26 protein-coding genes are annotated in these 24,398 nt (G+C 66.7%); 4 read left to right on the top strand and 22 right to left on the bottom strand.

What is annotated here, in order from left to right; translation table 11 throughout:
* Nucleotides 1-8: 8 nt before the first annotated feature.
* The 4 genes from ACW174_RS14190 to ACW174_RS14175 form a co-directional block, all read right to left on the bottom strand.
* Nucleotides 9-1,310: an FAD-binding oxidoreductase gene (locus ACW174_RS14190; protein ID WP_492015080.1), complete on the bottom strand. Its 1,302-nt coding sequence runs from the start codon at nt 1,308-1,310 to the stop codon at nt 9-11.
* Between the two features lie 123 nt (nt 1,311-1,433).
* Nucleotides 1,434-3,542, bottom strand: coding sequence for a TonB-dependent receptor (locus tag ACW174_RS14185; protein WP_492015079.1), 2,109 nt, complete (start codon nt 3,540-3,542; stop codon nt 1,434-1,436).
* A gap of 166 nt (nt 3,543-3,708) precedes the next feature.
* Complete coding sequence (locus tag ACW174_RS14180) at nt 3,709-5,214, bottom strand: carboxylesterase/lipase family protein (RefSeq protein ID WP_492015078.1); 1,506 nt, start codon at nt 5,212-5,214, stop codon at nt 3,709-3,711.
* Nucleotides 5,215-5,313: 99 nt separating this feature from the next.
* Complete coding sequence (locus ACW174_RS14175) at nt 5,314-6,474, bottom strand: alpha-hydroxy acid oxidase (protein WP_492015077.1); 1,161 nt, start codon at nt 6,472-6,474, stop codon at nt 5,314-5,316.
* A gap of 309 nt (nt 6,475-6,783) precedes the next feature.
* On the opposite strand from ACW174_RS14175, the gene ACW174_RS14170 reads away from it, so the two are divergent.
* Nucleotides 6,784-6,966: a DUF3606 domain-containing protein gene (locus tag ACW174_RS14170; protein WP_013269402.1), complete on the top strand. Its 183-nt coding sequence runs from the start codon at nt 6,784-6,786 to the stop codon at nt 6,964-6,966.
* A gap of 16 nt (nt 6,967-6,982) precedes the next feature.
* Here ACW174_RS14170 and lpdA read toward each other — a convergent pair whose 3' ends face one another.
* From lpdA to rpmF, 10 genes are all read right to left on the bottom strand, one after another.
* Entirely contained in the window at nt 6,983-8,389 is a 1,407-nt protein-coding gene (gene lpdA / locus ACW174_RS14165) for a dihydrolipoyl dehydrogenase (protein ID WP_492015076.1), read from the bottom strand.
* A 2-nt stretch (nt 8,390-8,391) separates the two neighbouring features.
* Nucleotides 8,392-8,871 carry a glutathione peroxidase gene (locus ACW174_RS14160; RefSeq protein WP_492015075.1) on the bottom strand — a complete coding sequence of 160 codons (480 nt, stop codon included), beginning with the start codon at nt 8,869-8,871 and terminating at the stop codon, nt 8,392-8,394.
* Nucleotides 8,872-8,885: 14 nt separating this feature from the next.
* Nucleotides 8,886-10,178 (bottom strand): pyruvate dehydrogenase complex dihydrolipoamide acetyltransferase, encoded by a 1,293-nt coding sequence (locus ACW174_RS14155; protein ID WP_492015074.1) that lies wholly within the window; start codon nt 10,176-10,178, stop codon nt 8,886-8,888.
* Complete coding sequence (locus ACW174_RS14150) at nt 10,175-10,492, bottom strand: DUF5076 domain-containing protein (protein ID WP_492015073.1); 318 nt, start codon at nt 10,490-10,492, stop codon at nt 10,175-10,177. Before ACW174_RS14150 ends, ACW174_RS14155 begins: the two co-directional genes overlap by 4 nt.
* On the bottom strand, nt 10,489-11,883 hold the full coding sequence (locus tag ACW174_RS14145) for a pyruvate dehydrogenase complex E1 component subunit beta (RefSeq protein WP_492015072.1): 1,395 nt from the start codon (nt 11,881-11,883) through the stop codon (nt 10,489-10,491). The genes ACW174_RS14150 and ACW174_RS14145 overlap by 4 nt, the downstream gene beginning before the upstream one ends.
* 3 nt (nt 11,884-11,886) lie before the next feature.
* Nucleotides 11,887-12,906 carry a pyruvate dehydrogenase (acetyl-transferring) E1 component subunit alpha gene (gene pdhA, locus ACW174_RS14140; RefSeq protein ID WP_492015071.1) on the bottom strand — a complete coding sequence of 340 codons (1,020 nt, stop codon included), beginning with the start codon at nt 12,904-12,906 and terminating at the stop codon, nt 11,887-11,889.
* Between the two features lie 114 nt (nt 12,907-13,020).
* Complete coding sequence (locus tag ACW174_RS14135) at nt 13,021-13,338, bottom strand: FtsB family cell division protein (protein ID WP_492015070.1); 318 nt, start codon at nt 13,336-13,338, stop codon at nt 13,021-13,023.
* A gap of 123 nt (nt 13,339-13,461) precedes the next feature.
* Nucleotides 13,462-14,739, bottom strand: coding sequence for a phosphopyruvate hydratase (gene eno, locus ACW174_RS14130; RefSeq protein ID WP_492015069.1), 1,278 nt, complete (start codon nt 14,737-14,739; stop codon nt 13,462-13,464).
* Between the two features lie 154 nt (nt 14,740-14,893).
* Nucleotides 14,894-15,496 carry a hypothetical protein gene (locus ACW174_RS14125; protein ID WP_492015068.1) on the bottom strand — a complete coding sequence of 201 codons (603 nt, stop codon included), beginning with the start codon at nt 15,494-15,496 and terminating at the stop codon, nt 14,894-14,896.
* 109 nt (nt 15,497-15,605) lie between these two features.
* The gene (rpmF, locus tag ACW174_RS14120) at nt 15,606-15,788 is read right to left on the bottom strand and encodes a 50S ribosomal protein L32 (RefSeq protein ID WP_259551443.1); all 183 of its coding nucleotides are present in this window, start codon (nt 15,786-15,788) and stop codon (nt 15,606-15,608) included.
* Between the two features lie 151 nt (nt 15,789-15,939).
* Between rpmF and ACW174_RS14115 the strand changes: the two genes are divergently transcribed.
* A complete protein-coding gene (locus ACW174_RS14115) occupies nt 15,940-16,275 on the top strand; it encodes a hypothetical protein (RefSeq protein WP_492015067.1) in 336 nt (111 codons plus the stop codon).
* Here the strand turns inward: ACW174_RS14115 and ACW174_RS14110 are convergent.
* Genes ACW174_RS14110 through lipA form a run of 4 tightly spaced genes read right to left on the bottom strand, consistent with a single transcriptional unit; the run spans nt 16,272 to nt 19,329 of the window.
* Complete coding sequence (locus ACW174_RS14110; RefSeq protein WP_492015066.1) at nt 16,272-16,802, bottom strand: GNAT family N-acetyltransferase; 531 nt, start codon at nt 16,800-16,802, stop codon at nt 16,272-16,274. The two genes, ACW174_RS14115 and ACW174_RS14110, sit on opposite strands and share 4 nt — an antisense overlap.
* Nucleotides 16,795-17,907 carry an NAD(P)/FAD-dependent oxidoreductase gene (locus tag ACW174_RS14105; protein ID WP_492015065.1) on the bottom strand — a complete coding sequence of 371 codons (1,113 nt, stop codon included), beginning with the start codon at nt 17,905-17,907 and terminating at the stop codon, nt 16,795-16,797. The genes ACW174_RS14110 and ACW174_RS14105 overlap by 8 nt, the downstream gene beginning before the upstream one ends.
* Nucleotides 17,904-18,359, bottom strand: coding sequence for a type II toxin-antitoxin system RatA family toxin (locus ACW174_RS14100; RefSeq protein WP_492015064.1), 456 nt, complete (start codon nt 18,357-18,359; stop codon nt 17,904-17,906). The genes ACW174_RS14105 and ACW174_RS14100 overlap by 4 nt, the downstream gene beginning before the upstream one ends.
* A gap of 7 nt (nt 18,360-18,366) precedes the next feature.
* Nucleotides 18,367-19,329, bottom strand: a complete 963-nt coding sequence (gene lipA / locus ACW174_RS14095) for a lipoyl synthase (protein ID WP_492015063.1) — start codon at nt 19,327-19,329, stop codon at nt 18,367-18,369.
* Nucleotides 19,330-19,499: 170 nt separating this feature from the next.
* Between lipA and ACW174_RS14090 the strand changes: the two genes are divergently transcribed.
* Complete coding sequence (locus tag ACW174_RS14090; protein ID WP_492017292.1) at nt 19,500-21,056, top strand: AMP-binding protein; 1,557 nt, start codon at nt 19,500-19,502, stop codon at nt 21,054-21,056.
* A 71-nt stretch (nt 21,057-21,127) separates the two neighbouring features.
* Complete coding sequence (locus ACW174_RS14085) at nt 21,128-21,520, top strand: DoxX family protein (RefSeq protein ID WP_492015062.1); 393 nt, start codon at nt 21,128-21,130, stop codon at nt 21,518-21,520.
* On the opposite strand, the gene ygiD is transcribed toward ACW174_RS14085, so the two are convergent.
* The 4 genes from ygiD to ACW174_RS14065 all read right to left on the bottom strand — a co-directional run bounded on the left by ygiD (nt 21,521) and on the right by ACW174_RS14065 (nt 24,321).
* Nucleotides 21,521-22,276, bottom strand: a complete 756-nt coding sequence (gene ygiD, locus ACW174_RS14080) for a 4,5-DOPA-extradiol-dioxygenase (protein WP_492015061.1) — start codon at nt 22,274-22,276, stop codon at nt 21,521-21,523. It abuts the gene before it with no gap.
* A gap of 4 nt (nt 22,277-22,280) precedes the next feature.
* Nucleotides 22,281-22,883: an NAD(P)H:quinone oxidoreductase gene (wrbA, locus tag ACW174_RS14075; RefSeq protein WP_492015060.1), complete on the bottom strand. Its 603-nt coding sequence runs from the start codon at nt 22,881-22,883 to the stop codon at nt 22,281-22,283.
* A gap of 83 nt (nt 22,884-22,966) precedes the next feature.
* Nucleotides 22,967-23,425 (bottom strand): hypothetical protein, encoded by a 459-nt coding sequence (locus ACW174_RS14070; RefSeq protein ID WP_492015059.1) that lies wholly within the window; start codon nt 23,423-23,425, stop codon nt 22,967-22,969.
* Complete coding sequence (locus tag ACW174_RS14065; RefSeq protein WP_492015058.1) at nt 23,422-24,321, bottom strand: D-alanyl-D-alanine carboxypeptidase family protein; 900 nt, start codon at nt 24,319-24,321, stop codon at nt 23,422-23,424. The genes ACW174_RS14070 and ACW174_RS14065 overlap by 4 nt, the downstream gene beginning before the upstream one ends.
* Between the last annotated feature and the right edge of the window lie 77 nt (nt 24,322-24,398).

Here is a 24,398-nt window from a genome sequence, read left to right as displayed (position 1 = left end):
CGCAGGGTTCAGAGGCTGAAGATCTTCCCCGGGTTGAACAGGTTTTGCGGGTCCATGGCCCGCTTCAGCGTGCGCATGATATCCACGGCGTCGCCCAGCTCGGCCACCAGCCAGTCCTGCTTGCCCAGGCCGATGCCGTGCTCGCCGGTGCAGGTGCCGTCCATGTCGAGCGCGCGCTGCACGAGACGACGGTTGAGAGCCTCAGCCTCGGCCGCCTCTTCGGGCCTGTTCGGGTCGATGACGAAGACGACGTGGAAATTGCCGTCGCCGACGTGACCCAGGATGGGGCCGGGGATGGAGGCCGCCTCCAGGTCGGCCTTGGTCTGGGTGATGCACTCCGCCAGGCGGCTGATCGGAACGCAGACGTCGGTAGGCCAGCCGACGCAGCCTTTGCGCAGGCCGATCGCCGCGTAATAGGCCTCGTGCCGCGCCTTCCATAGCCTGGCGCGCTGCTCGGGCAGGCTGGACCACTGGAACTCGCCGCCGCCGTTGTCCGACGCCAGGGCCGAGACCGTCTCGACCTGTTCCTGGACGTATCGCTCCGAGCCGTGGAATTCGAAGAAGAGCGTCGTCTTCTCCGGGTAGTCGAGCTTTGACCAGGCGTTGACCGCCCGCATCTGGACGTCGTCCAGAATTTCGACCCGCGCGAGCGGCACGCCCAACTGGATGGACTGAACCACTGTGTCGACGGCTCCCGCCAGGGAGTCGAAGCTGCACACGGCCGAGAGGATCGATTCCGGAATGCCGTGCAGCCGAAGGGTGACCTCGGTGATGATGCCCAGCGTCCCTTCGGATCCGACAAACAGCCGGGTCAGATCATAGCCGGCGGCCGATTTGCGGGCCCGGCGCGCCGTGCGGATGTCGCGCCCGTCCGGGGTCACGACCCTCAGCGACAACACCGCCTCGCGCATGGTGCCGTATCGCACCGCATTGGTGCCCGACGCCCGCGTCGAGGCCATGCCGCCGATCGTGGCGTTGGCCCCCGGATCGATGGGGAAGAACAGGCCCACGTCGCGCAGGTGTTCGTTCAGTTGCTCCCGACGCACCCCGGCCTGAACGGTGACGTCGAAATCCTCGGCGTTCACCTGGACGATCCGGTCCATCAGGGACAGGTCGATGGTCAGACCGCCGTTGACCGGGGTGGTGTTGCCCTCGATCGAGGTGCCGGCGCCGTAGGCGATGATGGGGACGCCGGCCTCGCCGCACAGCTTGACCGCCGCCACAACGTCCTCGGTCGACAGGGCGAAGACGACAGCATCCGGCAGGACGGTGTCGAAATGCGCCTCGCTGGATCCGTGCTGGGACCGCATCGCCTCGCCGAGGTGAAGGCGTTCACCGAAGAGACTCCGCAAATTATCGACGAAGCCATCGGGGAGGCGGGTCGGGTCCCGCGAGAGAGGCAAAGCGTTCACTGTCGTTCCAACCCGGCTGATCTAGAAACTGTATCCCACGCGCACGCCGACGCGCCGACCGTCGCCGATCTGCCCCAGACTGCCCAGCGCCGGCAGACCGGCGGCGGTCAGGGTGGAGCTGTCGATGTAGGATTCGTAATACTCTTCGTCGAACAGGTTGTTGGAGAAGACGGCGAACTCGATGCCGTCGACCCGGTACGAGATCGTCGCGTTCGCCAGAAAATAGCTGTCCAGTTCCGGCGCGAAGGTGTCCGACAGACCGGCGCCGATCCGGTCGCCCTTGCCCACGACGCCACCCGAGAACGTCAGCTCACCGCGGCCCAGCGGCACGACGTAGTCGCTCTGCAGGCTCAGGGTCCAGTCCGGCTGGAACGGGATGCGATCAGTGGGCAGCAGGCGACCGGTCGTCTGGCGATAGCGCGTGTCGTCGGTGATGCGGGCGTTCTGAAGCAGGCCGCTGGCGCGGATCGTCCAGGCGTCGGTCAGGTCGGCGGTGATTTCAGCTTCCACGCCGTAGGACCGCGCGTCGCCGGTGTTCAGGTTGATGCCGACGATGCCCGCCCCGGTGGTCGAGGGCGCAAGGCTGTTGGCGGCGATGATGTCCTTGTAGTCGTTGTAGAAGACCGCGCCCTGCAACGACACGCGGCGGTCCTCGCTGCTGAGCTTGGTCCCGATCTCGTAGGTCCAGACCGAGTCGCCGTCATAGGTCAGATTCGGCGCGCCCGGGCCGTTGGTGCCGCCCCCGCGGAAGCCACGCGCGATGGAGGCGTAGATCATGTGGTTGTCGTCGAGCCGCTTGCGAAGCGCGATCCGGGGCTGGACCTCCTCCGCCTCGTAGCTGGAGTTCCGCGCGCTTTGGAAATCGATCTGCTGGTGGTCGTAGCGCAGCCCGACCGTCAGCTCGAGGTCGGGCTGGATGTTCCAGAAGGCGGTGCCGAAGACAGCCCAGATGTCCGCGTCGGAGTTGGCGAAGGCCGGCACGCTCAGGTTCGCCGGCACCACCAGGGTCGCCGAGGTCTGGTCCTGCGTCTGGTTCGACTTGAACACACCGATCACGGAGGTGACGTCATCGCTCCAGCGGCTGTCGATGCGGGCCTCGACGCTTCTGGTTTCGAGAGTGCTCTCGCCGGTCGAGCGGAACAGATTGATCGGCTGGAAGTCGCCGTCGCTGTCGCTGTCCGAGTCGCGCTTGTCATAGGACGCGACGACGGTCAGGTCGTGCTGCTCGCTCAAGGGGACCTGCAGACGGCCATTGACGCCGCTGTACTGGTAGTTGGCGATGCTGCGGAAATTGGTCTGGGCGTCGTCGACGTAGACCTGTGGTCCGGCGGTGACGGCGTACAGCGGATTGGTGCCGTTCACCTCGTCATAGTAGGCGTTCAGGCTGAGCACCGCCGGCCCGGCTTCCCACCGGAGCGCGCCACGGACGGTGTTCTGCTCCAGCCGATTGGCGTCGTCGAACCCGAGGAGGCTGTTCCTGATGAAGCCGTCGCGGCTCTGCGTGCCGACCGACAGGCGACCGGCCAGAACGCCGGGCACGATCGGTCCCGCCACGGTGGCGCCGACGATGTAGTAGTTGTCCGGCCCGGCATACGTCGCCGTCAGCTTGCCTTCCAGGACGTCCGACGGCGGCTTGGTCGTGACGTTGATGGCGCCGCCCAGGGTGTTCTGGCCAAACAGGGTCGACTGCGGCCCGCGCAGGACCTCGATCTGTTCGACGGCCAGGGTCGGGCTGTTCAGATAGGAGGTGTTCTGCTGGTAGACGCCGTCCACGAAGATGCCGACGCCGGGTTGGACCGTGTCCAGCAGGGTCGTGCCGATGCCGCGGATGGAGATGAAGGCGCGTCCGGCGGCGTCGGAGTTGATGTTCAGGCCCGGCGTGACCGCGGCGATGTCGCGGATCGAGGTGAACTGGCGGTTCTCAAGCGTCTCGGCGGTGACGGCGGTGACGGCGACGGGCACGTCGATCAGGCGCTCCGACCGTTTGCGGGCCGTGACGATGACGTCGTCGATCGAAGTGGCTTGGTCGGCCGCCGCTGGAGGGGCCTGCGTCGCGGTCTGCGCCGAGGCGATACCGCTGGACATGGCCGCCAGACCAACGCCGGCCGCGAGCATGGTGATGAAGCGCATTTTCTTTGTCTCCGCCCTGGATGCGCCGGATCTGCTCCGGTCGTTAAGGCGAACGTGCGCTCGGCCAGACCTATCTGAAAGGTCCCCGACTATGCCGATCCGCAGCCAGACTTAGCGCGAAGCCGCTTCGCGGGCGTCGGTCGGCAGTGCGAACCGGCCGGACGACTCAGTCGCGCCACGTCGCCGCGATCGGAAAATCCGTGTCCGGTTCGGCGCGCCCCTTGGCCAGTTGGTAGACCTGCCGGGTGTGGGCCTCATACTCGGGCCAGGGCGCCGAGCCGTCCCGCGCGAAGTCGATCCAGACCTTGTGGATGCTGTCGGCCAAGGCCTGCGGCGGCGGAGTCTGGCCCAGCACGCCGATCGGTCCCGTCGCGACAGCGAGGGTGTTGAACACGAACGGCACGTCCACGGCGTGACAGGCGCCAAGCTCTCCGCCGAGAGCGGGCGAACGCCAGTCCATTTCATAGAAATGGGTGCGGCCCTGGTGCGCCTGGGCGTAGGCCCGCGCCGGCCAGCGGAACACCAGATCGCTCAGGGCGAGGGTCAGGGCGGCGCCGCCCGGGACGCCGGCTCGCCCCAATCCATACCGTTTGAGAATGCCCCACGCGCCGCGCTCGGTCCGGCTGAGCAGAAACCAGGCGAGCAACCGCCCCAGCTTCGCCTTAACCCCGGTCGGCACGAAATACAGGTTCATCTCCTCGGCGTTCGTCCCGATCAGCAGATCGACGTCCGCGCCCGCACCCTTCGCCAGGGCCTGCAGGGGAGGGACGGGGATCACGTCATCGCCGTGGACCGGCAGGAATTTGCTCAGGCCATAGGCGGGGTCGCGGCCGTTCTCGCCGCGCATGTCCAGACCTGAGGTCGGGGCCTGCACGACATCCTGCGCGTCGAGCCCGGCCTGAACGCTGGCCGAGCGAAATCCCGCTGCGTCGGCGGATACGCCCAGACTCTTCGCCAGCCGCTTCACGACCTTCCGCATGGTTCTGACCGATCGGACCATCGACCCGTGGCCGCTTTGCAGGATCGCGCGCCGGAACAGGCCGCGCGCCAGGGGGGAGACCACCAGGTCCCCGATCGACATGGCGCCCGCCGACTCGCCGAAGACCGTGACATTGGCGGGGTCGCCGCCGAAGCCGGCGATATTGTCTCGCACCCACTGAAGCGCCGCGATCATATCGCGAAGACCCAGATTGGTGGGCACGCCGGGAATGGGCAGGAAGCCCTCGATCCCCAGCCGGTAGTTGATGGTCACGCAGACGACGCCGTTCCGGGCGAAGGACGCGCCATCCTGCACCGGCGCCGATCCCGCGCCGCCGACCCAGGCGCCGCCGTGGATGAAGACCATCACCGGCAGGCCCGACCGGTCCGCCCCCTCGGGGGTCCAGATGTTGAGATTGAGGTAGTCGTCGCCCTGCACCCACCCGGATCCGACCAGCGGCGTCAGGTCCAGGGTCGGAAAATCGCGAAGCTGATAGGGCGCCGTCGGCCCGAACGCGGTTGCGTCCCGGGGCTCGTCCCAACCGGCATGCGGCTCCGGCAATGCAAACCGCAGATTTCCGACCGGCGCCGCGGCATAGGGAATGCCCAGATACCGGGCGACGCCGTCGATCTTTCGCCCCCGCACCGGGCCACGGGTCGTGTTCGCCAGAACGGCATCGGCAATATCGGACATGGCAGCCATCCTGGACCGAGCGGGCGGCATCCAGAAGACGGTCCGGTTTGCTGACAGGCTGTTTTCATTGACCGATCCGCACGCGCCCGCCGACCGACGTTATCCCGGCGACCTGTGTCGCACGTGACGTCTTTCCAGCCTCTGGATGCCCGGCACGCCCGCCAGGGCGAGGGTCCGTTCGAATTCGTCGCGCAAAATCCTGAGGGTTCTCGCGACCCCGGCCTCGCCGGCGGCCGCCAGGCCATACAGATACGGTCGGCCGATGGAACAGGCGGTCGCGCCCAGGGCCAGCGCCTTGACGATGTCCGAGCCGCGGCGAACGCCCCCGTCACAGATGACGTCCGGCCCGTCGCCGAGGGCGTCTCTCACGGCGGCGACCTGATCGATCGGCGCCGGCGCCCCGTCCAGCTGACGCCCGCCGTGGTTCGAGAGGATCACGCCGCTCGCCCCTGAACGGACGGCGCGGGCGGCGTCCTCCGGCGTCATCAGCCCCTTGATCGCCAGAGGACCGTTCCACTCCGATGCGAGCCATTCGACGTCGCGCCACGTCAGGCCGGGGTCGAACTGACGGCCGATGAAATCGAACAGGCTCATCGGATTTGTCGCCAGGGCGTCCGTCCGGTGACTGACGTTGGCCAGATCGAACTTCGCGCCCGTCAGGGCGGGGATCGACCAGCCCGGGTGCAGGGCGAAGTCCAGCAGGGAGCGCGCCGTCAGTCTGGGCGGCAGCGACAGGCCGCTGCGGCGATCACGCAGCCGGTTGCCCGCAACGGGCGTGTCGACGGTCAGACAAAGCCCGGCGTAACCGGCCTCGCGGCACCGTGAGACGAACTCACGCGTGAGGCCGCGGTCCCTGAACACATAGATCTGGAAAAGCAGCGGGGCAGGGACCGCGGCGGCCAGATCCTCCAGCCGGGTCGTGCCCATCGTTGACAGACAGTAGGGGAGGCCTTCAGCGGCCGCCGCCCGGGCGACGGCCGGTTCCGCAGACCCATGGAACATGCGGGTCAGGCCTGTCGCGGAAAGCATCAGCGGCCAGGCGGCGGGCTGTCCGAAAACGGTCGTCGCGGTCCGGATCGACGACACGTCGGTCAGCACGTCCGGGACGATCTCATAGTCCGAAAAGGCATCGACGTTGCGCGCCAGCGACCATTCGTCGTCGGCGCCGCCGTCCAGATAATCGAAAATGGGCCGCGGCAGTCGACGACGCGCGACAGTTCTGAGGTCGTCGATGGTGTGGGTCTGATCGATCGATGGCACGCATTTTTGTATCGAACGCCGCCCGTCACCGAAAGCCGGCCGTCCTGCAATCCGGGGAACGAACCCCGACGCCGGAGGGCCGGCACAGCGTTGGTGTCGATCTGCATAGCGCCAGAAGCGCCGCCACAGACCGGAAGGCGCACCGTGAGCGTCGAGCCTCGGGCTGGTTATTTCGCATAATATATCTTAGGCGATAAACGGAATGCCGGTACGCTGCATCCGCAAGACACCGGGCGTCCGACGTTCAGAGCTTCACTGAGGCGCCCCATCGGCGTACCTCTGGGGTCACATTGGACGACGGGTGCGAACATGGCGGGTCTCAAGGACAAGCGCGGCTTTATCGACAAGGACCGGCTTGACCTGTCCGAGCGTCAGGCCGTCGAATACTGGATGAAACGCTGGGGCGTGACCCGCGACCAGATCACCGCCGCCCACCGCAAGGCGGGCCGTATGGTCAAGGACATCGCCGCGGAACTGGGAAAGAAGCGCTAGGCGCCCTGCCCCTCGCTCAGATGTGCAGGACCCGCCCGTAGGCGTCCAGCTGGGCCTCGTGCATGGCTTCGGACATGGTCGGATGCGGATAGACGATGCCGTGCATGTCCTCTTCCGTCGCTTCCATGGTCATGGCGGTGACATAGCCCTGGATCATCTCGGTGACCTCGTGGCCGATCATGTGGGCGCCGATCAGGGCGCCGGTCTTCGCATCGAAGATGGTCTTGACGAAGCCCTCGGTCTCGCCGGCGGCGACGGCCTTGCCGTTCACCTTGAACGGGAAGCGTCCGACCTTGATCTCGCGGTTGGCGGCCTTGCAGGCCTGTTCCGTCACGCCGACCGAGGCGACCTGCGGCTGGGTGTAGGTGCAGCCGGCGATGGGCGACACGACGTTGGGGGTTTTGTAGCCGGCGATGTATTCGGCGGCGTGGATGCCCTCGTGCGAGGCCTTGTGGGCCAGCCAGGGCGCGCCGGCGCAGTCGCCGATGGCGAACAGGCCCTTGACGTTGGTCTGGCAGTGGCCGTCGATCTTGATGTGGCCCCGATCCAGTTCGACGCCCAGCGCCTCCAGGCCGATACCGTCGGTGTTGGCGGTGATGCCCACGGCCGAGATACAGACCTCGGCCTCCAGAACCTCGGCCTTGCCGGCGACCTCGACGTCGACCTTCACGCCCGAAGCGCTTTTGGAGACCTTGGTCACCTTGGCGCCGACGCGGAATTTGATGCCGCGTTTTTCGAACGCCTTCTGGGCCGCCCTGGACACCTCTTCATCCTCGACCGGCATGATCCGCTCCAGCGCTTCCACGACGGTCACTTCCGAGCCCAAGGCCCTGTAGAAGCTGGCGAACTCCAGACCGATCGCGCCCGAGCCGATGACCACGAAAGTCTTGGGAAGCGTCTTGGGGGCCAAGGCGTCGCGATAGGCCCAGATCTTGTCGCCGTCGGCCTCGAGGCCGATCTGCGGCAGGGCGCGGGCGCGGGCGCCGACGGCCAGCATGACCGCCTTCGCCTCGACCGAGCGCGAACCGCCGGCCTTCAGGGCGATGACGACCTTGGGCGCCCCTGCGCCCTTCTCCAGCTTCGCCTCGCCCTCGATCACCTCGACCTTGTGCTTCTTCATCAGGAAGGCGACGCCCTTGTTCATCGTCGCCGCCACGCCGCGCGAACGCTGGATGATGGCGTCGAAGTCGAATGACGCGCCGGTCGCCGACAGGCCGTAGTCCTTCAGGTGCGAGAGGCTTTCGTACTTCTCGCCCGATTTCAGCAGGGCCTTGGTCGGGATACAGCCCCAGTTCAGGCAGATGCCGCCCAGCGACTCGCGCTCGACGATGGCGACCTTCTGGCCCAGCTGCGAGGCGCGAATGGCGGCGACATAGCCGCCCGGGCCCGAACCGATGATGACGAGATCGAATTCAGCAGCCATGGTCAGATCAACTTCTCGATGTCGGCCTTGATGGCCTTGGGTTCGACCTGGGGCGCGTAGCGGGCGACCACCCTGCCCTCCCGGTCGGTCAGGAATTTGGTGAAGTTCCACTTCACGTCGCGGCTGCCCAGCAGGCCCTTCTTCTGGCTGGTCAGCCAGTCGTAGAGCGGATGCCGGTTCCGACCGTTGACCTCGATCTTGTCGAACATGGGAAAGTCGACGCCGTAGGTCGTGGAGCAGAAGCTGGCGATCTCGTCCGCCTTGCCCGGCTCCTGCGCCCCGAACTGGTTGCAGGGAAAGCCCAGCACCGCGAAGGGCCGGTCAGCCAGGTCGCGGGACAGGGTCTCGAGACCTTCGTACTGGGGCGTGAACCCACAGCGCGAGGCGACGTTGACGATCAGCAGGGCCTTCCCCGCGAACCGGGACAGCGGGACCTCGGTCCCGTCGATCCCGGTGGCGGTGAAGTCATAGACCGAGGTCATGCCCTGCCCTGCCCCTAAGCCAGCATCGTCACGGGATCTTCGATCAGCGGCTTGAACGCCTGCAGAAAGCGGGCGCCCGTCGCGCCGTCGACGACCCGGTGATCGCAGGTCATCGTCACCGTCATGACGGTGGCGACGGCCAGCTGGCCGTTCCTGACGACCGGACGCTGCTCGCCCGCGCCGACGCTCATGATCGCGCCCTGCGGCTCGTTGATGATGGAGCTGAAGGCCTTGATCCCGAACATGCCGAGATTGGACACCGAGAAGGTGCCGCCCTGGAACTCTTCCGGCTTCAGCTTGCGGTCACGGGCGCGCCTGGCCAGATCCTTGGACTCGACCGCGATCTGCGACAGCGACTTCAGCTCCGCCTTGCGGATGATCGGGGTGATCAGGCCGCCGTCGATCGCCACCGCCATCGCCACGTCGGCATTGTGGTGCATGGCGATGCCTTCGGGCGTGTAGCTGGCGTTGGCTTCCGGCACGGCCTTCAGGGCCATGGCGGCGGCCTTGATGACGAAGTCGTTGACCGAGACCTTCACACCGCTCTTTTCGAGCAGGGCGTTGACCTTGGCGCGCGCGGCCAGCAGGGCGTCGATCTCCACATCGATGAACAGCGGGAAATGCGGCACCTGCTGGATGGCGTCGACCATGCGCCGGGCGATGGCCTTCTTCATCCCGTCCAGCGGGATCAGGTCGTAGCTGCCGTCCGGGATGCCCATCTGGGCCAGCGACTGCACGGGGCGCGAGGCGATGCCCGAGGCGGCGGCGCTCCCCGAAGCACTGGCCTGGGCCGGCTTGGCGCCGCCCTTGCCGGCGGCGTCCACATCCCGCCTGACGATCCGGCCATGCGGACCGGTGCCCTTGATCGACGACAGATCGACGCCGTTCTGGGCGGCCAGACGACGCGCCAGCGGCGAGGCGAACAGGCGTCCGCCGTCCGCGGTTTTTGCAGCGGCAGGCGCCGCGACCGGAGCCGGGGCGGCCTTCGGCGCTTCGGGCGCGGCCTCGGCCTTGGGCGCGTCCGCAGCCTTGGGCGTGTCCGCCTTCGGGGCCGGCGCCGTGGCGCCGCCTTCGTCCTTCAGGCGAGCGATGGGGGTGTTGACCTTCACGCCCTCGGTCCCTTCGGCCACGAGGATGTCAGTGATCTCGCCCTCGTCCACGGCCTCGACTTCCATCGTGGCCTTGTCGGTTTCGATCTCGGCGATCACGTCGCCGGCCTTGACCACATCGCCCGCCTTGACGTGCCATTTGGTCAGGACGCCCTCCTCCATGGTCGGAGACAGGGCGGGCATCAGGATGTCGGTCATTGGACACCCCGCGACGGTGCGATCGGCTCGGCGACGGTCTTGACGCTATCGGCCTTGATGGTGTCGCTCAGCCCCTGAAGGATGCGGTTGTACGCCTCCTTCTCGTTGTGGCCGTGACGCACGGCGTAGCCATAGGCCATGTGGCGCGCCGCGATGGCCAGCAACTGTCCGAACTGGGCCGGATCGTTGAAGGCGGGCTTCACCGACATCACCGGCTCCTGCTTCGACCACCACATGCGCAGGATCTCGACGGCTTCCGGATCGGCGGCGACGCTGTCGGGAACCGTCAGCAGGAATTCTTCGCGGTCGCTCATGCCATCACCTGCTTCACGGCCTTGATGATCTTGTCCACGCCCGGCAGCGACAGGGCTTCCAGATTGGCCGCATAGGGCAGCGGCACGTCTTCCTGGTGCACCCGCAGCGGCGGCGCATCCAGATAGTCGAACGCGTGCTCGATGACCCGGGCCACGACCTCGGCGCCGACGCCCATCGGACCCCAGCCTTCTTCGGCCGAGACCAGACGGCTGGTCTTCTTGACGCTTTCGACGATGGTCTCGGTGTCCAGCGGACGCAGGGTGCGCAGGTCGACGACCTCGACGCTGATGCCCTCCTCCGCCAGTTTCTCGGCGGCCTGCAGGGCGAAGCCCACCATGCGGCTGTGCGCCGTGATGGTGACGTCCGTGCCCTCGCGGCGAACCTTGGCCTTGCCGATCGGCACGACCCAGTCCTCGACGTCCGGCACGTCGAACTCCAGCCCGTACATCATCTCGTGCTCGAGGAAGACGACGGGGTTGGGATCGCGGATCGCCGCCTTCATCAGGCCCTTGGCGTCGGCCGCGTCGTAGGGCGCGATGACCTTCAGGCCCGGGATCTGGGCGTACCAGGCCGAATAGTCCTGGCTGTGCTGGGCGCCGACCCGCGACGCGGCGCCGTTCGGGCCGCGGAACACGATGGGGGCCCGGATCTGACCGCCCGACATGTACAGGGTCTTGGCGGCCGAGTTGATGATGTGGTCGATCGCCTGCATGGCGAAGTTGAAGGTCATGAACTCGACGATCGGCTTCAGGCCGGCCATCGCGGCCCCGACGCCCAGGCCGGCGAAGCCGTGCTCGGTGATCGGGGTGTCGACGACCCGCTGGTCGCCGAACTCCTGCAGCAGTTCGCGGCTGACCTTGTAGGCTCCCTGGTACTGGGCGACTTCCTCGCCGATCAGGAAGACGCGGTCATCGCGACGCATCTCCTCGGCCATCGCGTCGCGCAGGGCGTCGCGGATGGTCGTCTTGACCAGCTTTGTGCCGTCCGGGAATTCCGGATCCTTCAGCTCGACCTTGGGGCTGGCCGTCTCGGCCGGGGCCTTTTCGGGATCGCCGGTCTTGCCCTCGGCGGCGGCCTTGGGCGCATCCGCCTCGGCCTTGTCGCCCTCAGCGGCGGCAGCGTCCGCCTTCGGGGCCGGCGCAGACGCGCCGTCCTCGCCGGCCAGACGGGCGATCGGCGTGTTGACCTTCACGTTCTCGGAGCCCTCGGCCACGAGGATTTCCAGCACTTCGCCTTCATCCACCGCCTCGACTTCCATCGTGGCCTTGTCGGTTTCGATCTCGGCGATCACCTGGCCCGCGGAGACGACGTCTCCGGCCTTGATGTGCCATTTGGTCAGCGTGCCCTCTTCCATCGTGGGGGACAGCGCCGGCATCAGAATGTCGGTCACGGATCAGGCCTCCACGTAGACGTCTGTATAGAGCTCGGACGGATCGGGTTCCGGGCTCTCCTGGGCGAATTGAACGGCCTCGGCGACGATGGCCTTGATCTCGGTGTCGATCGCTTTCAGCTCGTCATCCGTGGCCTTGGCCTCGGCGAGCAGCATCTTGACGTGGTCGATCGGGTCGCGGGTCTTCTTGACCTCGTCGACCTCTTCCTTGGACCGGTATTTGGCCGGGTCCGACATGGAGTGACCGCGATAGCGGTAGGTCTTCACTTCAAGGATGAAGGGACCGCCGCCCTCGCGGGCGCGCTTCACGGCGCGGGCCACGGCGTCGCGCACGGCCAGGACGTCCATGCCGTCGACCTGCTCGCCCGGGATGCCGAAGCTGGACCCGCGTTGATACAGCTCGGTCGTGGACGACGAGCGCTCGATGCTCGTGCCCATGGCGTACTGGTTGTTCTCGATGATGTAGATGGCCGGCAGCTTCCACAGCTGGGCCATGTTGAAGCTCTCGTAGACTTGGCCCTGGTTGGAGGCGCCGTCCCCGAAGTAGACGAACGCGACCGAATCATCGCCGCGGTACTTGCCCGCGAAGGCCAGGCCGGTGCCCAGCGCCACCTGGGCGCCGACGATGCCGTGGCCGCCGTAGAAGCCGGTCGGCACGTCGAACATGTGCATCGAACCGCCCTTGCCCTTGGACGAGCCGCCGATGCGGCCGGTGAGCTCGGCCATGACCTCTTTCGGGTCCATGCCCGCGGCCAGCATGTGGCCGTGGTCACGGTAACCGGTGATGATCTTGTCGTGACCCTGTTTGACGCTCTCCTGAACGCCCACCGCCACGGCCTCCTGGCCGATGTACAGGTGGCAGAAGCCGCCGATCAGGCCCATGCCGTACAGCTGGCCCGCGCGCTCCTCGAAACGACGGATCAGCACCATCTCGCGATAGAAGCGCAGCAGGTCCTCTTTCGAGGCCGTCGGCGTGTTGGGGATTTTCTTTGAATCAGTCTTCGCGGCGGGGGCTTTCGCCATCCGTGATCTCCCGGTGGGACCCCGCTAGGCAGGGACGCTTGTCGTTACGGAAAGGGGCTTTAGCAGCCTTCGTTCCCGAAACGCAAAGCGGCCCGGCAAAGCTGTAACTAAAGTTCACGACTTCCGGGAGGACGCGCCTTCGGCGATCGGCTGCGAGATCCGGATTACGTAGTCGCGGGGGTCGGCGAATCCGAGGACGGCGCGCGCCCGCTCTTCCAGAAGGTCGCGCGACAGGCTGTCGCGACGCAGGAAGCGCATACGCACCTCCAGATCCTGCTTTTGTTCAAGGATTTCGGCCAGTTGGGCTTCGCGCCGGACCAGCAGGGCGTCCCGCTCATGGCCACTCAGCAGCCCACGCTCGCCCGTCAGGGCCTGAACACCGAGATAGGCGATCAGAAACAGCAGGATACAGGAGGGTATGTAGGGCTTCATCCGATCGGGCACTTCGGACGCTCCTTCTGAGCGTGAACTCGTGATTGACGAGTTATGACCGAAAAGCCCTAACAAACCGTAGCTTGACCGTAGACTCTACGGTCAAGCCATGGATTGGCCTCCCTATTTCAGCAGCATGCCGTCGCCGAAATAGAGGCCTTGGTCGCCCAGCATTTCCTCGATGCGAAGCAGCTGGTTGTACTTGGCCGTGCGGTCCGAACGGGCCAGCGAGCCGGTCTTGATCTGACCGCAGTTGGTCGCAACCGCCAGGTCGGCGATGGTGGAATCCTCGGTCTCGCCCGAGCGGTGGCTCATGACGGCCGTATAGCCGGCGCGATGGGCCATATCGACCGCATCCAGAGTCTCCGAAAGCGTGCCGATCTGATTGACCTTGATCAGGATCGAGTTGGCCAGACCTTCGCCGATCCCGGCGGCGAGGCGGGCCGGATTGGTCACGAACAGGTCGTCCCCGACGATCTGGACCCGATCACCCAGACGGTCCGTCAGCAGCTTCCAGCCGTCGAAATCATCCTCGGCGCACCCGTCCTCGATGGAGACGATGGGGAAGCGCTCGCACAGGTCCGCCAGGTAGCCGACCATCCCGTCGGCGTCGAAGGACTTGCCCTCGCCCGCCATCACATATTTGCCGTCCTTGAAGAACTCGGTGGCGGCGACGTCGAGGCCGAGATGGAAGTCCTCGCCCGCCAGATAGCCGGCGGCCTGACCGGCCTTGGTGATGAACTCCAGCGCGGCTTCGGCCGACAGCAGGTTCGGAGCGAAGCCGCCCTCGTCACCGACGTTGGTGTTGTGGCCCGCGTCCTTGAGGGCCTTCTTCAGCGAATGGAAGATTTCCGCGCCCATGCGCAGGGCTTCCGAAAAGTCCTCCGCGCCGGTCGGCAGGATCATGAATTCCTGGATGTCGATGGGGTTATCGGCGTGGGCGCCGCCGTTGATGATGTTCATCATCGGGGTCGGCAGAACCCGGGCCGAGACGCCCCCCAGATAGCGGTACAGCGGCAGGTTCGAACTGATGGCGCTGGCCTTGGCGCAGGCCAGCGAGACGCCGAGGATGGCGTTGGCGCCCAGGCGTCCCTTGTTCAGGGTGCCGTCGAGACCGATCAGGGCCTCGTCGATCCGGCGTTGGTCTTCCGCATCCATGCCGGACAGGGCGTCGAAGATCTCGCCGTTGACGGCGTCAACGGCCTTCTGCACGCCCTTGCCGCCCCACAGGTCCTTGTCGCCGTCACGAAGTTCGACGGCCTCGTGAGCGCCCGTCGACGCGCCCGAAGGCACGGACGCCCGGCCGAAGCTGCCGTCCTCGAGGACGACGTCTACCTCCACCGTCGGATTGCCCCGGCTGTCGAGGATCTGGCGGGCGACGATTTCGGCGATGTCGGTCATGGGAGGGCTCTGCTCTACGAGGCGGCGGTCAGACGCCGCGTTTAGCCCGTCGCGCCCCGCTACGGCAAGGAACCCCCGCACCAAGGCCGTCTATCACGGGCCGGCGGATCGCTCCGCCGACGCCGTGACGCTGACTTTCGAAAGTCCCGGGGGCCTAGAGGCAGCCCTCGACGTAGCTGATCGACGGGCCGCCGCCGGCGATGGACTGGACGGTCCCGTCCTGCCCGATCTCGTATTTGAGGCCTCGGGCGGCGGCGCTGGTGTGGTCCGCGCCGGACCAGACGGTCACATATTCCGCCGGGGCCTCGACGTACTTGTGCGGAACAATTTCGGCGGCGCCGCCATAGGCCGCCTTCACCATTCCGGCGGGGTCGCCGATCTTGAAGCCTCGATCCGTGGTCACTGTCGACGCGCGGATCAGCCGGACGCTGGTCAACACGCCGTTCTCAACCATGACCTGCAACCCCTCGGGCGCATTGGCGGGGTGGAAGATGTCGCAGGCGGCCGGGTCAGGGCCGCCGACCGAGCCCGGATCGGAATCAGCGCCCAGGGCGGTCTCCACCTCGGCGCGGCTCATGCCGATGCGCAGGGGTCCGAAGCCGTTGGCCGTCAGAACATTGGAGGGCGCGGGAGTCGGGGTCTCCGGCGTCGGAGCGGATGCGGGTTCAGCCGGCGCGGCGGGCCCGGGCTGGTTGCAGGCCACCAAGCCTCCGATGGAGACGATGACGGCGGAGGTCAGCAAAAGACGGCGGATCATGGGTCGCTCCAGAAGAGGGTCTGGCCCCATAAACGCACGAAAACGGCGCGCGAGGTCATCGCGCGCCGTTAAAATCTTTCGCCCGGCCGAAGCCGGTCGCGTCAGAAGACTAGTCTTCCTTCGGCGTCAGAACCTGACGGCCGCGATAGGTGCCGGTCTTCAGGTCGATGTGGTGCGGGCGTTTCAGCTCACCCGTGTCCTTGTCCTCGACATAGGCATTCGTGCCCAGCGAGTCGTGGGCGCGGCGCATATTGCGACGCGAGGGCGATACTTTGCGCTTCGGAACGGCCATTTCCGTCTCAATCTTCTGGTCGGGCGCCAAGGGCGCGAAAACAATAGCGGCGGCCCGAACGAGCCGCCAGCGAGCGCGGGCTTATGCATGAACCCGCGGGCGATTTCAAGGCAGTTGCGGAGCCCTTGTCGCGGCGAGGCATTCTGACGCCATGACCGAAGTCCTCGCGTCGCCGAAACCGCCCCGCAACGCCTTGCTGAAAGGCCTGCTGATCGCCGACAGCATCGTGTCCGTGATCGCCATCCCGCTGGCGCTCTTCTGGGGCCTGATGTCGGGGATGTCCACGACCACGACGGACGATGCGGCCTTCGCCAACGCCTATGTGCTGGTCAACCTGACCCTGCCGGTGGCCCTGCTGGTCTGCCTGATCGGGGCATGGACCGCCTTCGCCTTAAGGTGGGAACGGGTCGCCTGGACGCTGATGTTCCTGCCGCTGGCGTGGGTGGTCGTCAGCGTCGTCATGATGGCGAACTGGCCCGCGACCTAGTCCAGAGACTTTTCCATCACGACAAAACTCAGGTCGTTGCGCAGCGGGCGACCGAATCGCTCGTCGCCATACGGAAACGGCAGGGTCTCGCCCGTCGCCAGATAGCCGAGCCGTTCGTACCAGCCGATCAGGGTTCTGCGCTGCGGGATGACGGAGATTCGCACCCGCCGGGCGCCGAATCGGTCCGCCAGTGTCTGTTCGGCGATCTGAACCAGCGTGCGACCCACCCCGGCGTTCTGCAGTGTCGGACGCACGGACAACATACCGAAATAGCCGACGCCCACGCCGCGCCGCGCGATCAGGATGCAACCGACAAGCCGGTCGTCGTCCCAAGCGGTCAGCAACCCCTGCTCCGGGTCGGCCAGGATGGACGCCAGATCCTCCGGATCGGTGCGCTGGCCCTCCAGCAGATCGGCCTCGGTCGTCCACCCCGCGCGCGACGCCTCGCCGCGATAGGCGCTTTCGATGAGCGCATGCAGGGCGGGAATGTCCGACGCGACCGCGTCCCGGATCGTCAGATCAGTCACCCGTCAGCATCTCCGCCACCGCCTCGCCGATGGCCAGCGAACTGGTCAGGCCGGGACTCTCGATGCCGAACAGGGCCACCAGGCCGTCCATCCCGTGATCCTCGCGTCCGCGCAACTGGAAGTCCGGCTGCGGCTCTCCCTGGCCATGAAGCTTGGGTCGGATGCCGGCGTAGTCGGGCGTCAGCGCGCCTTCGGGCAGCCCCGGCCAGAAGCGCCGGATATAGTGTTCGAACTCCGCCGCCTTGGCGGGATCGACGGAGTAATCCTCGGTCTCCACATAGACGAGATCAGGCCCGAACACCGCCTGCCCGCCCAGGTCCTTGCGGTAGTGGGTGCCCAGCGCGCCGGGGATGGGCGGCGGATAGATCAGCCGCTCGAAGGGCGCCTTGCCGGTCAGGCGGAAATAGACGCCCTTGCCGAAATGGCCCTCGGGAATGCGGTCGATCGGAAAGCCCTCGATCCGGGCCGCGACGTCCTGCGCCTGCAGTCCCGGCGCAGTGACCAGCAGTCGGGTGGTCAGGGTCGCCCCGCCCTCCCCTCCGGCCGTGAGCGTGAAACCGCCGTCCGGCAGGGGCTGGGCCCGTTCGAACGGGGTGGAGATGACCACAGAGCCGCCGGCGTCCTCGATCTCGCCCTGCAGGGCCAGCATGTAGTCATGACTGGCGAACAGGCCGCTCTCGGGCGACAGGATGGCCGCGTAGGCGTTCAGCCCCGGTTCCAGCGCCCGCGCTTGCGCGCCAGTCAGGTGCTCCAGCCCTTCGACGCCGTTGGCGCTGGCCTGCTGAAAGATCGCCTCGATTCGCTCGACCTCGGCTTCCTCCGTCGCCACGACCAGCTTGCCGCATTTGCGGTAGTCGATCTTGTGACTGTCGAGGAAGGCGTAGAGAGCCCGACGGCCCTCGACGCAGAACTGCGCCTTCAGGGAGCCGGTCGGATAGTAGAGCCCGCCGTGGATGACTTCGCTGTTGCGCGAGGAGACGCCCTGCCCGATGTGCGGCGCCGCCTCCAGCACCAGCACCGTCAGTCCGCGCTTCGCCAGCGCCCGACCGCACGCCAGCCCGACCGCGCCGGCGCCCACGACCGTCGCGTCGAAGTCGAAGCTCATGACCTGTTCCCGTAGCGGCGCGCCGCCTCGGCCTCGAAACTGGACATCAGGGCCGAAACCGCGCGGTCGAAATTGGCCTGGAGCATGCCGTTCAACAGCGGGCTTTTGAACGCGAAGTCGATCATGAATTCCACCCGGGTTCCCTGCGGATCCGGGAAGAACGCCCAACGGTTCTTCAGGTGCCGGAAGGGGCCGCGCAACAGGCCGACCTCGACCAGAGGCGCATTGCGGTCATGCCGCACCCAGGTCGAGAACCGCTCGGTCAGAAAGGAAAAGCCGACGGAGGCCTCCGCATCCACCACAGTGACGCCCGGTTGTTCCTCGCGCGCGTTCCAGACGCGCATGCCGGTGACCCATTTTACGAAGGTCGGATAGGCCTTCACGTCCGCGACCAGCTCCGCCAGCTGATCCGGTTGATAGGGCAGGATTTTCGTAACGCGGTGGACGGCCAAGCGGGGCTCAGCGACCGGTCTGGGCCAGACGCGCCGCCTTCAACCGGGCGAAGTCGTCGCCGGCATGGTGCGAGCTGCGGGTCAGCGGGCTGGCCGACACCATCAGGAAGCCCTTGGCCCGGGCGATCGCCTCATAGGCCTTGAACTCTTCCGGCGTGACAAAGCGCTCGATCGCGGCGTGCTTGCGGGTCGGCTGCAGATACTGGCCGATGGTGATGAAGTCGACTCCGGCGGACCGCATGTCGTCCATCACCTGCATGACCTCTTCCTTGGTCTCGCCCAGACCGACCATGATGCCGGACTTGGTGAACTGGTTGGGGTCGCGCTCCTTGACCATCTGCAGCAGGCGCAGGCTGTGGAAGTAGCGGGCGCCCGGCCGGATCTTGAGATACAGGCGGGGGACGGTTTCGAGGTTGTGGTTGAAGACGTCGGGCGTCGCGTCGATCATCACGGCCGCCGCCCCGTCCTTGCGCAGGAAGTCGGGCGTCAGGATTTCGATGGTGGTGCCGGGGGCCTGGAGGCGGATCTGGCGCACCACTTCGGCGAAGTGGGCGGCGCCGCCGTCGGAGACGTCATCCCGGTCCACCGACGTGATGACCACGTGGTTCAGGCCCATCTGAGACACCGCCAGACCGACCTTGCCGGGCTCTTCGGGGTCCAGCGGCTGAGGCAGGCCGGTCTTCACGTTGCAGAAGGCGCAGGCCCGCGTGCAGGTATCGCCCATGATCATCAGGGTGGCGTGCTTCTGGCTCCAGCACTCGCCGATGTTCGGACAGGCGGCCTCTTCACAGACCGTCACCAGCCCCTTGGAGCGCACGATCTCGCGCGTGGCATTGTACTGGCCCGATCCGGGCGCCTTGACCCGCAGCCAGTCCGGCTTCTTCAGAACCGCGCTCTCCGGGCGGTTCTGCTTTTCCGGGTGACGCAGTTCGGACGGCGTCTTCTTCAACGTGTCGATCAGGGTGACCAAGGCGGGCTCGGGCTCCGGGGGCTTGAAGGCGGTATGTCGTCCTTCCGTACAGCAATGGCAAGGCGTGAGGGAACCTCACGCAAGGTAACGCATCTTTTCAAGGTCAACGGCGCGCTCTAGTTTGCCCGGCTCAAAGCACGGGCGCGGGGTAACGCGCCGACGGAGGATGGATTTTGCGCGTACCGCTTGATGCCGAGGTCGGCGAACAAGGCCTTTTCGAAGCCCTGATCGCCGCGCGCGAAACCTATGGCGACAAGGAGATCCTGGAAGATCAGGATCGCAAACCCCTGACCTATACCGGCCTGATCCGCGCCGCCTTCGTTCTGGGGCGCAAGATCGCGGCGATGACGACGCTGGAGGAGCGGGTCGGCATCCTGCTGCCGTCCAGCATGGGGACGGTCGTCACCTTCTTCGGCCTGCATGCGCACGGCCGGGTGCCGGTGATGATCAACTTCACCGCCGGCGAGCGAAACATCAAGGCGGCGCTGGCCGCGGCGGGCGTGAAGAAGGTCCTGACCGCCAGACGCTTCATTCAGCAGGCCAAGCTCGAAGACCTGATCACCGACATCGAGACCGTGGCGCAGATCGTCTGGCTGGACGACGTGCGCGAGACGATCGGCTTGCAGGACAAGCTGTACGGCCTCGCCGCCGGCCTGATGCCCCGGCGGTTCCTGGTGAAAGCCGATCCGCACGCGCCCGGCGTGGTGCTGTTCACCTCCGGCAGCTTCGGCGCGCCCAAGGGCGTGGTGCTGAGCCAGGCGAATCTGGTCGCCAACTGCCGTCAGGTGGGTCAGCACATCCACCTGAAGCCGGAGTGGGTGATGTTCAACCCGCTGCCCACCTTCCACTGCTTCGGCCTGACCGGCGGGGTGCTGCTGCCGCTGCTGCAGGGGATGAAGGCCTTCCAGTATCCGTCGCCGCTGCACGCCAAACAGATCGTTGAACTGCTGCCGCAGGTGAAGGCCTCGATCCTGTTCGCGACCGATACCTTCCTCAATCAGTACGCTCGCGTCGCCGGGCCGGACGACTTCGACACGCTGCAATTCGTTGTCGCCGGCGCCGAGCGGGTGCGCGACGAGACCCATCATCTGTTCAACACCCGCTTCCATGGCCTGAAGCTTCTGGAAGGCTATGGCGCGACGGAAGCCGCGCCGGTCGTGGCCGTGAACCACCCCGACCGGAACCGCCCCGGCACGGTCGGACAGATCCTGCCCGGCATGGAATGGAAGCTCGAAGAGGTGCCCGGCATCACCGAGGGCGGCCGCCTGTATCTGCGCGGGCCGAACGTCATGGAGGGCTATCTGTCGCCGGACGATCCTCGCAAGATCGAGCCCCTGGTCGACGGCTGGCATGACACGGGCGACATCGTCGATCTGGACGCCGACGGTTACATCACCATTCTCGGCCGGGTGAAGCGGTTCGCCAAGATCGGTGGCGAGATGGTGTCGCTGACCGCCGTGGAAGGTCTGGCCAGCGCCGTCTGGCCCGAAGCCCGCCACGCCGTCGTCTCCATCCCCGACAGCCGCAAGGGCGAGAAGCTGGTGCTGGTCACGGACCGCAAGGACGCCGAGGTGTCGAAACTGGCCGAATGGGCCCGTGAACACGGCGCCCCGGAACTGGCGGTGCCCAAGAAGATCATGCGCGTGGTCGAGGTGCCGGTGCTGGGCACGGGCAAGACCGACTACGTCGCGATCCAGCAAATGGCCGAGGTCGACAAGGCGGCCTGAGGGAGAACATTGTCCTGTCGGCCGACTCCGGCTCACAGTCCCTGCTTCTGAAAGCAAACAGGGAGGGTTCAATGTTCAACAAATTCTCGGCCTATCAGCCGCAACTGCTCAGCGTCCTGCGCATCGTCGCGGGCCTGCTGTTCGTGTGCCACGGCACCGCCAAGGTGCTCGGTTTCCCGGCCGTCGACGGCGTCCCGGCGCCGGGGCTCAGCCTCGCGGGCCTGTCCGGTCCTCTGGAGCTGGTCTTCGGCGTTCTGCTGGTGCTTGGCCTGTTCACCCGCCCCGTCGCCTTCCTCGCTTCCGGCTTCTCAGCCGTCGGCTATTGGCTGATCCACGCGCCGAACGGTCCCTTCCCGATCGGCAACGGCGGCGAGACGATCGCCCTGTACTGCTTCGTCTGGCTGTATTTCGTCGCCGCGGGTCCCGGCCCGTGGTCGGTCGATGCGAACATCCGGAAAAGCTGATCAGCCGATCCTGACGCCCGTCATCGAGATCGAGCCGCCCTCGATGACGTCGTTGAAGAAGCTCACATCGTCGCCCGGCGCACGCTGGGCGGCGATGTAGAGCAGCGGCAGATAGTGCTCGTCCGTCGGCACGCTGAGCTGGGCGTCCTCCGCCAGATCGACCCAGCCGATCAGGGCGTCGTCGTCGCCGCTCACCAGGGCGGCCTTCACCGCCTCGTTGAAATGGGTCGCCCAGTCATAGGGTTCGCCGCCGGCGCGCTTCCAGGTGCGCAGGTTGTGCACGAAGTCGCCCGACCCCGCGATGACCACGCCCTCATCCCTCAGCGGCGCCAAGCGTTTGGCGAGCTCGAAATGTTCGCGCGCGGTCAGCCGCCGGTTCAGCGAAAGCTGCACGACCGGCACATCGGCCTCGGGCCAGACGTGAGCCAGCACGGACCAGGTTCCGTGATCCAGACCCCACTGATCCGTCTGCGTCGCGCCGGTCAGTTCAGCGACCCGCGCGGCCAGGGCCGGCGATCCTGGCGCCGGATACTGCATCGCATGCAGTTCAGCGGGGAAGCCGCCGAAATCATGGATGGTTTCCGGTTTCGCCTGCGCGGTCACGCCCAGCCCTCCGGTTTCCCAGTGGGCCGAGATCATGACGACGCCCCTCGGCTTGCCCAGCGCCTCGCCCAGCGCACGCCAGGCGTCCGCATAGGGACCGCCCAACGCGTTCATGGGGGAGCCGTGCCCGAAGAAGATCGCCGGTTGCCGCATCGTCCTAGCCGTGAAGCTTCTTCGCCAGTTCGGCGATGTGCCGACCCTGGAACCGGGCGCCGCCCAGTTCAATCTCGCTCGGCTGGCGCGAGCCGTCCCCGGCGGTGATGGTCGTGGCGCCGTAGGGCGAACCCCCCTCGATCGAGTCCAGGGTCATCATGGCCTGATAGGAATACGGCAGACCCACGACCGGCATGCCATGGTGCATGAAGAAGTTGTGCAGGCCCTGGAAGGTGGTTTCCTGCCCGCCGTGCTGGGTGGCGCTGGCGGTGAAGGCGCCGCCGATCTTGCCGATCAGCGCGCCGGTAAACCACAGCCCCCCGGCCTGATCGAGGAAGGCGCGCATCTGCGAGGCGGCCGAACCGAACCGGGTGCCGGCGCCGATGATGATGGCGTCATAGTCCTTCAGATCGTCGATTTGAGCGATCGGCGCCTTCTGGTCGAGCTTGTAGTGCGAGGCCTTGGCCAGCGCTTCCGGCACGGTTTCAGGCACGCGCTTGATGTCGACGGTCACCCCCTCGACCGAACCCGCCCCCTCAGCCATGGCTTCAGCCATCGTTTCAATATGGCCATAGGTCGAGTGATAGAGAACGAGAACGCGGGCCATGGGCCATCTCCTGAAATCAAAAGCAACAGTTACGGTGCTTATTTCGGTTAAGCCTCGGCGCGGCGCAAGGCCCCTCCTGCATTTCAGGTGCGATTTATCGGGCAGACCCGGTCATAGAAGGCGCGGTCCGCCTGGACCTTCAGCCCGCGCGACAGACGAAAGCGGTCCTCGACGACCATCGCCTGCTGCTCGATGTTCAACTGGTCCCAGCGACAATCATCCGCAACGGGATAGGCGTAGGCGGCGGGGCTGTCCCCTGCCCTCAGCTTCCCCGTCAGCAGGTTCACGCCCCTCTGAGCCTGCCAGACATGGGTGAGCTCATGGATGAAGGTCGATTGCCGTCGAAGCGGCGCCGAGGCGATGTCGTCCGGCAGGGTCGCCCTCGGCCAGACGATCCAGTCCCGCCCGAACCACCGCCCCGGAACGAAGGCGCGATTGAACGGCCAGGGCGCCGGCAGGATGCGGATCGGCGCATAGTCGACGCTGTCGCCGAACACCTCGTGTCCCAGCGCGATCTCACCGGGCGTCAGCGGCCGGATCATGACGGCGGGGGCGCGCCGACGTAGTCGCCGGTCGGACTGACCCATTCCCAGTGCCAGGGCTCATAGACATAGGGCACAAAGCCGAACCGCCCGGCGTTTTGCACCAGCCATCGATAGGTCGGCGACCGGGTCATGTGCAGCCGACTGACCGCCGAGGTGTTGTCCACGCCCAGCCCCGCGATCTGGCCGACGTACAGGTCTACGGCGGTGCCTGTCCGGTGCGGCGAGCAGACCGCGCGCCGCAGACCGTCGCAATTGCCCTGCTGGGCGCAGCGGGCGGCGTCGGCCTCGGGGTCACGAAACCCGGAGAAGATCTGCAGCATCTCGGGATCATTGGCGACCTCCGGAACCTCGCGCCGGGCGGCGGCGACCAGCTCACGATAGGCGTCCAGCACATCGCGGCGCAGCAGGCGGGTCAGGCGATCGGCATGCTCCTCCGACTCCACCAGATAGCCGAGCTGGTACAGCGGCGGCGGGTCGGGACAGGGCTGCTGATTGACGCGCCCCATGACGAAGGGCCGCCGTTCCTGCCACACGCCGCGGAAGACCGCGAAGGTGGCGGCGTCGAACCAGCCGGTCGGCGGCAGGCCGTGACTGTACTGGAACTCGGCCAGCGCCCGGGCGAACCGCGGCGTGGCGGGGGCGCAATCGGTGCCGAGTTCCTTCTGGATCAGCGGCAGATAGGTCTCCCAGCCGAACTCCCGCGCACTGAACGGCGCCCACTCCATACGCTGGAAGGAGATGGCGTTGGCGACGGCGGGACCGGCCCATTCGACCGGATCGACCCCACACAAGTCCGCGTCACGGCTCCGGGCCGAAGCTTCCCCCGTCGCCAGGAGTGCCGTCGCCACGGCGGCGCCGGCGAGCAGTTTCAGCAGGAAGGCGGCACGGATCATTGCGTGATGGTGGCCCGCAGAGCGTGTCAGCCGCAAGCCCCTTCGCGACGCTCGCGCGGGACCGCCAAAGGCGGCAT

It is taken from the genome of Brevundimonas sp. AVps31 (assembly GCF_058681355.1).
The sequence above is the reverse complement of the archived record's forward strand: the minus strand, read 5'-3'. Positions and strand labels throughout refer to the sequence as shown.

Coding starts and splice junctions, on each gene's coding strand:
- ACW174_RS14135 (WP_492015070.1), bottom strand. CDS start 13,338: ATGAAGCCCTACATACCCTCCTGTATCCTGCTGTTTCTGATCGCCTAT.
- ACW174_RS14160 (WP_492015075.1), bottom strand. CDS start 8,871: ATGACCTCGGTCTATGACTTCACCGCCACCGGGATCGACGGGACCGAG.
- pdhA (WP_492015071.1), bottom strand. CDS start 12,906: ATGGCGAAAGCCCCCGCCGCGAAGACTGATTCAAAGAAAATCCCCAAC.
- ACW174_RS14065 (WP_492015058.1), bottom strand. CDS start 24,321: ATGATCCGTGCCGCCTTCCTGCTGAAACTGCTCGCCGGCGCCGCCGTG.
- ACW174_RS14185 (WP_492015079.1), bottom strand. CDS start 3,542: ATGCGCTTCATCACCATGCTCGCGGCCGGCGTTGGTCTGGCGGCCATG.
- eno (WP_492015069.1), bottom strand. CDS start 14,739: ATGACCGACATCGCCGAAATCGTCGCCCGCCAGATCCTCGACAGCCGG.
- ACW174_RS14170 (WP_013269402.1), top strand. CDS start 6,784: ATGGCGGGTCTCAAGGACAAGCGCGGCTTTATCGACAAGGACCGGCTT.
- ACW174_RS14155 (WP_492015074.1), bottom strand. CDS start 10,178: ATGACCGACATCCTGATGCCCGCCCTGTCTCCGACCATGGAGGAGGGC.
- ACW174_RS14115 (WP_492015067.1), top strand. CDS start 15,940: ATGACCGAAGTCCTCGCGTCGCCGAAACCGCCCCGCAACGCCTTGCTG.
- ACW174_RS14125 (WP_492015068.1), bottom strand. CDS start 15,496: ATGATCCGCCGTCTTTTGCTGACCTCCGCCGTCATCGTCTCCATCGGA.
- wrbA (WP_492015060.1), bottom strand. CDS start 22,883: ATGGCCCGCGTTCTCGTTCTCTATCACTCGACCTATGGCCATATTGAA.
- ACW174_RS14085 (WP_492015062.1), top strand. CDS start 21,128: ATGTTCAACAAATTCTCGGCCTATCAGCCGCAACTGCTCAGCGTCCTG.
- ACW174_RS14105 (WP_492015065.1), bottom strand. CDS start 17,907: ATGAGCTTCGACTTCGACGCGACGGTCGTGGGCGCCGGCGCGGTCGGG.
- rpmF (WP_259551443.1), bottom strand. CDS start 15,788: ATGGCCGTTCCGAAGCGCAAAGTATCGCCCTCGCGTCGCAATATGCGC.
- ACW174_RS14190 (WP_492015080.1), bottom strand. CDS start 1,310: ATGCGGTCCCAGCACGGATCCAGCGAGGCGCATTTCGACACCGTCCTG.
- ACW174_RS14150 (WP_492015073.1), bottom strand. CDS start 10,492: ATGAGCGACCGCGAAGAATTCCTGCTGACGGTTCCCGACAGCGTCGCC.
- ACW174_RS14070 (WP_492015059.1), bottom strand. CDS start 23,425: ATGATCCGGCCGCTGACGCCCGGTGAGATCGCGCTGGGACACGAGGTG.
- lpdA (WP_492015076.1), bottom strand. CDS start 8,389: ATGGCTGCTGAATTCGATCTCGTCATCATCGGTTCGGGCCCGGGCGGC.
- ygiD (WP_492015061.1), bottom strand. CDS start 22,276: ATGCGGCAACCGGCGATCTTCTTCGGGCACGGCTCCCCCATGAACGCG.
- ACW174_RS14180 (WP_492015078.1), bottom strand. CDS start 5,214: ATGTCCGATATTGCCGATGCCGTTCTGGCGAACACGACCCGTGGCCCG.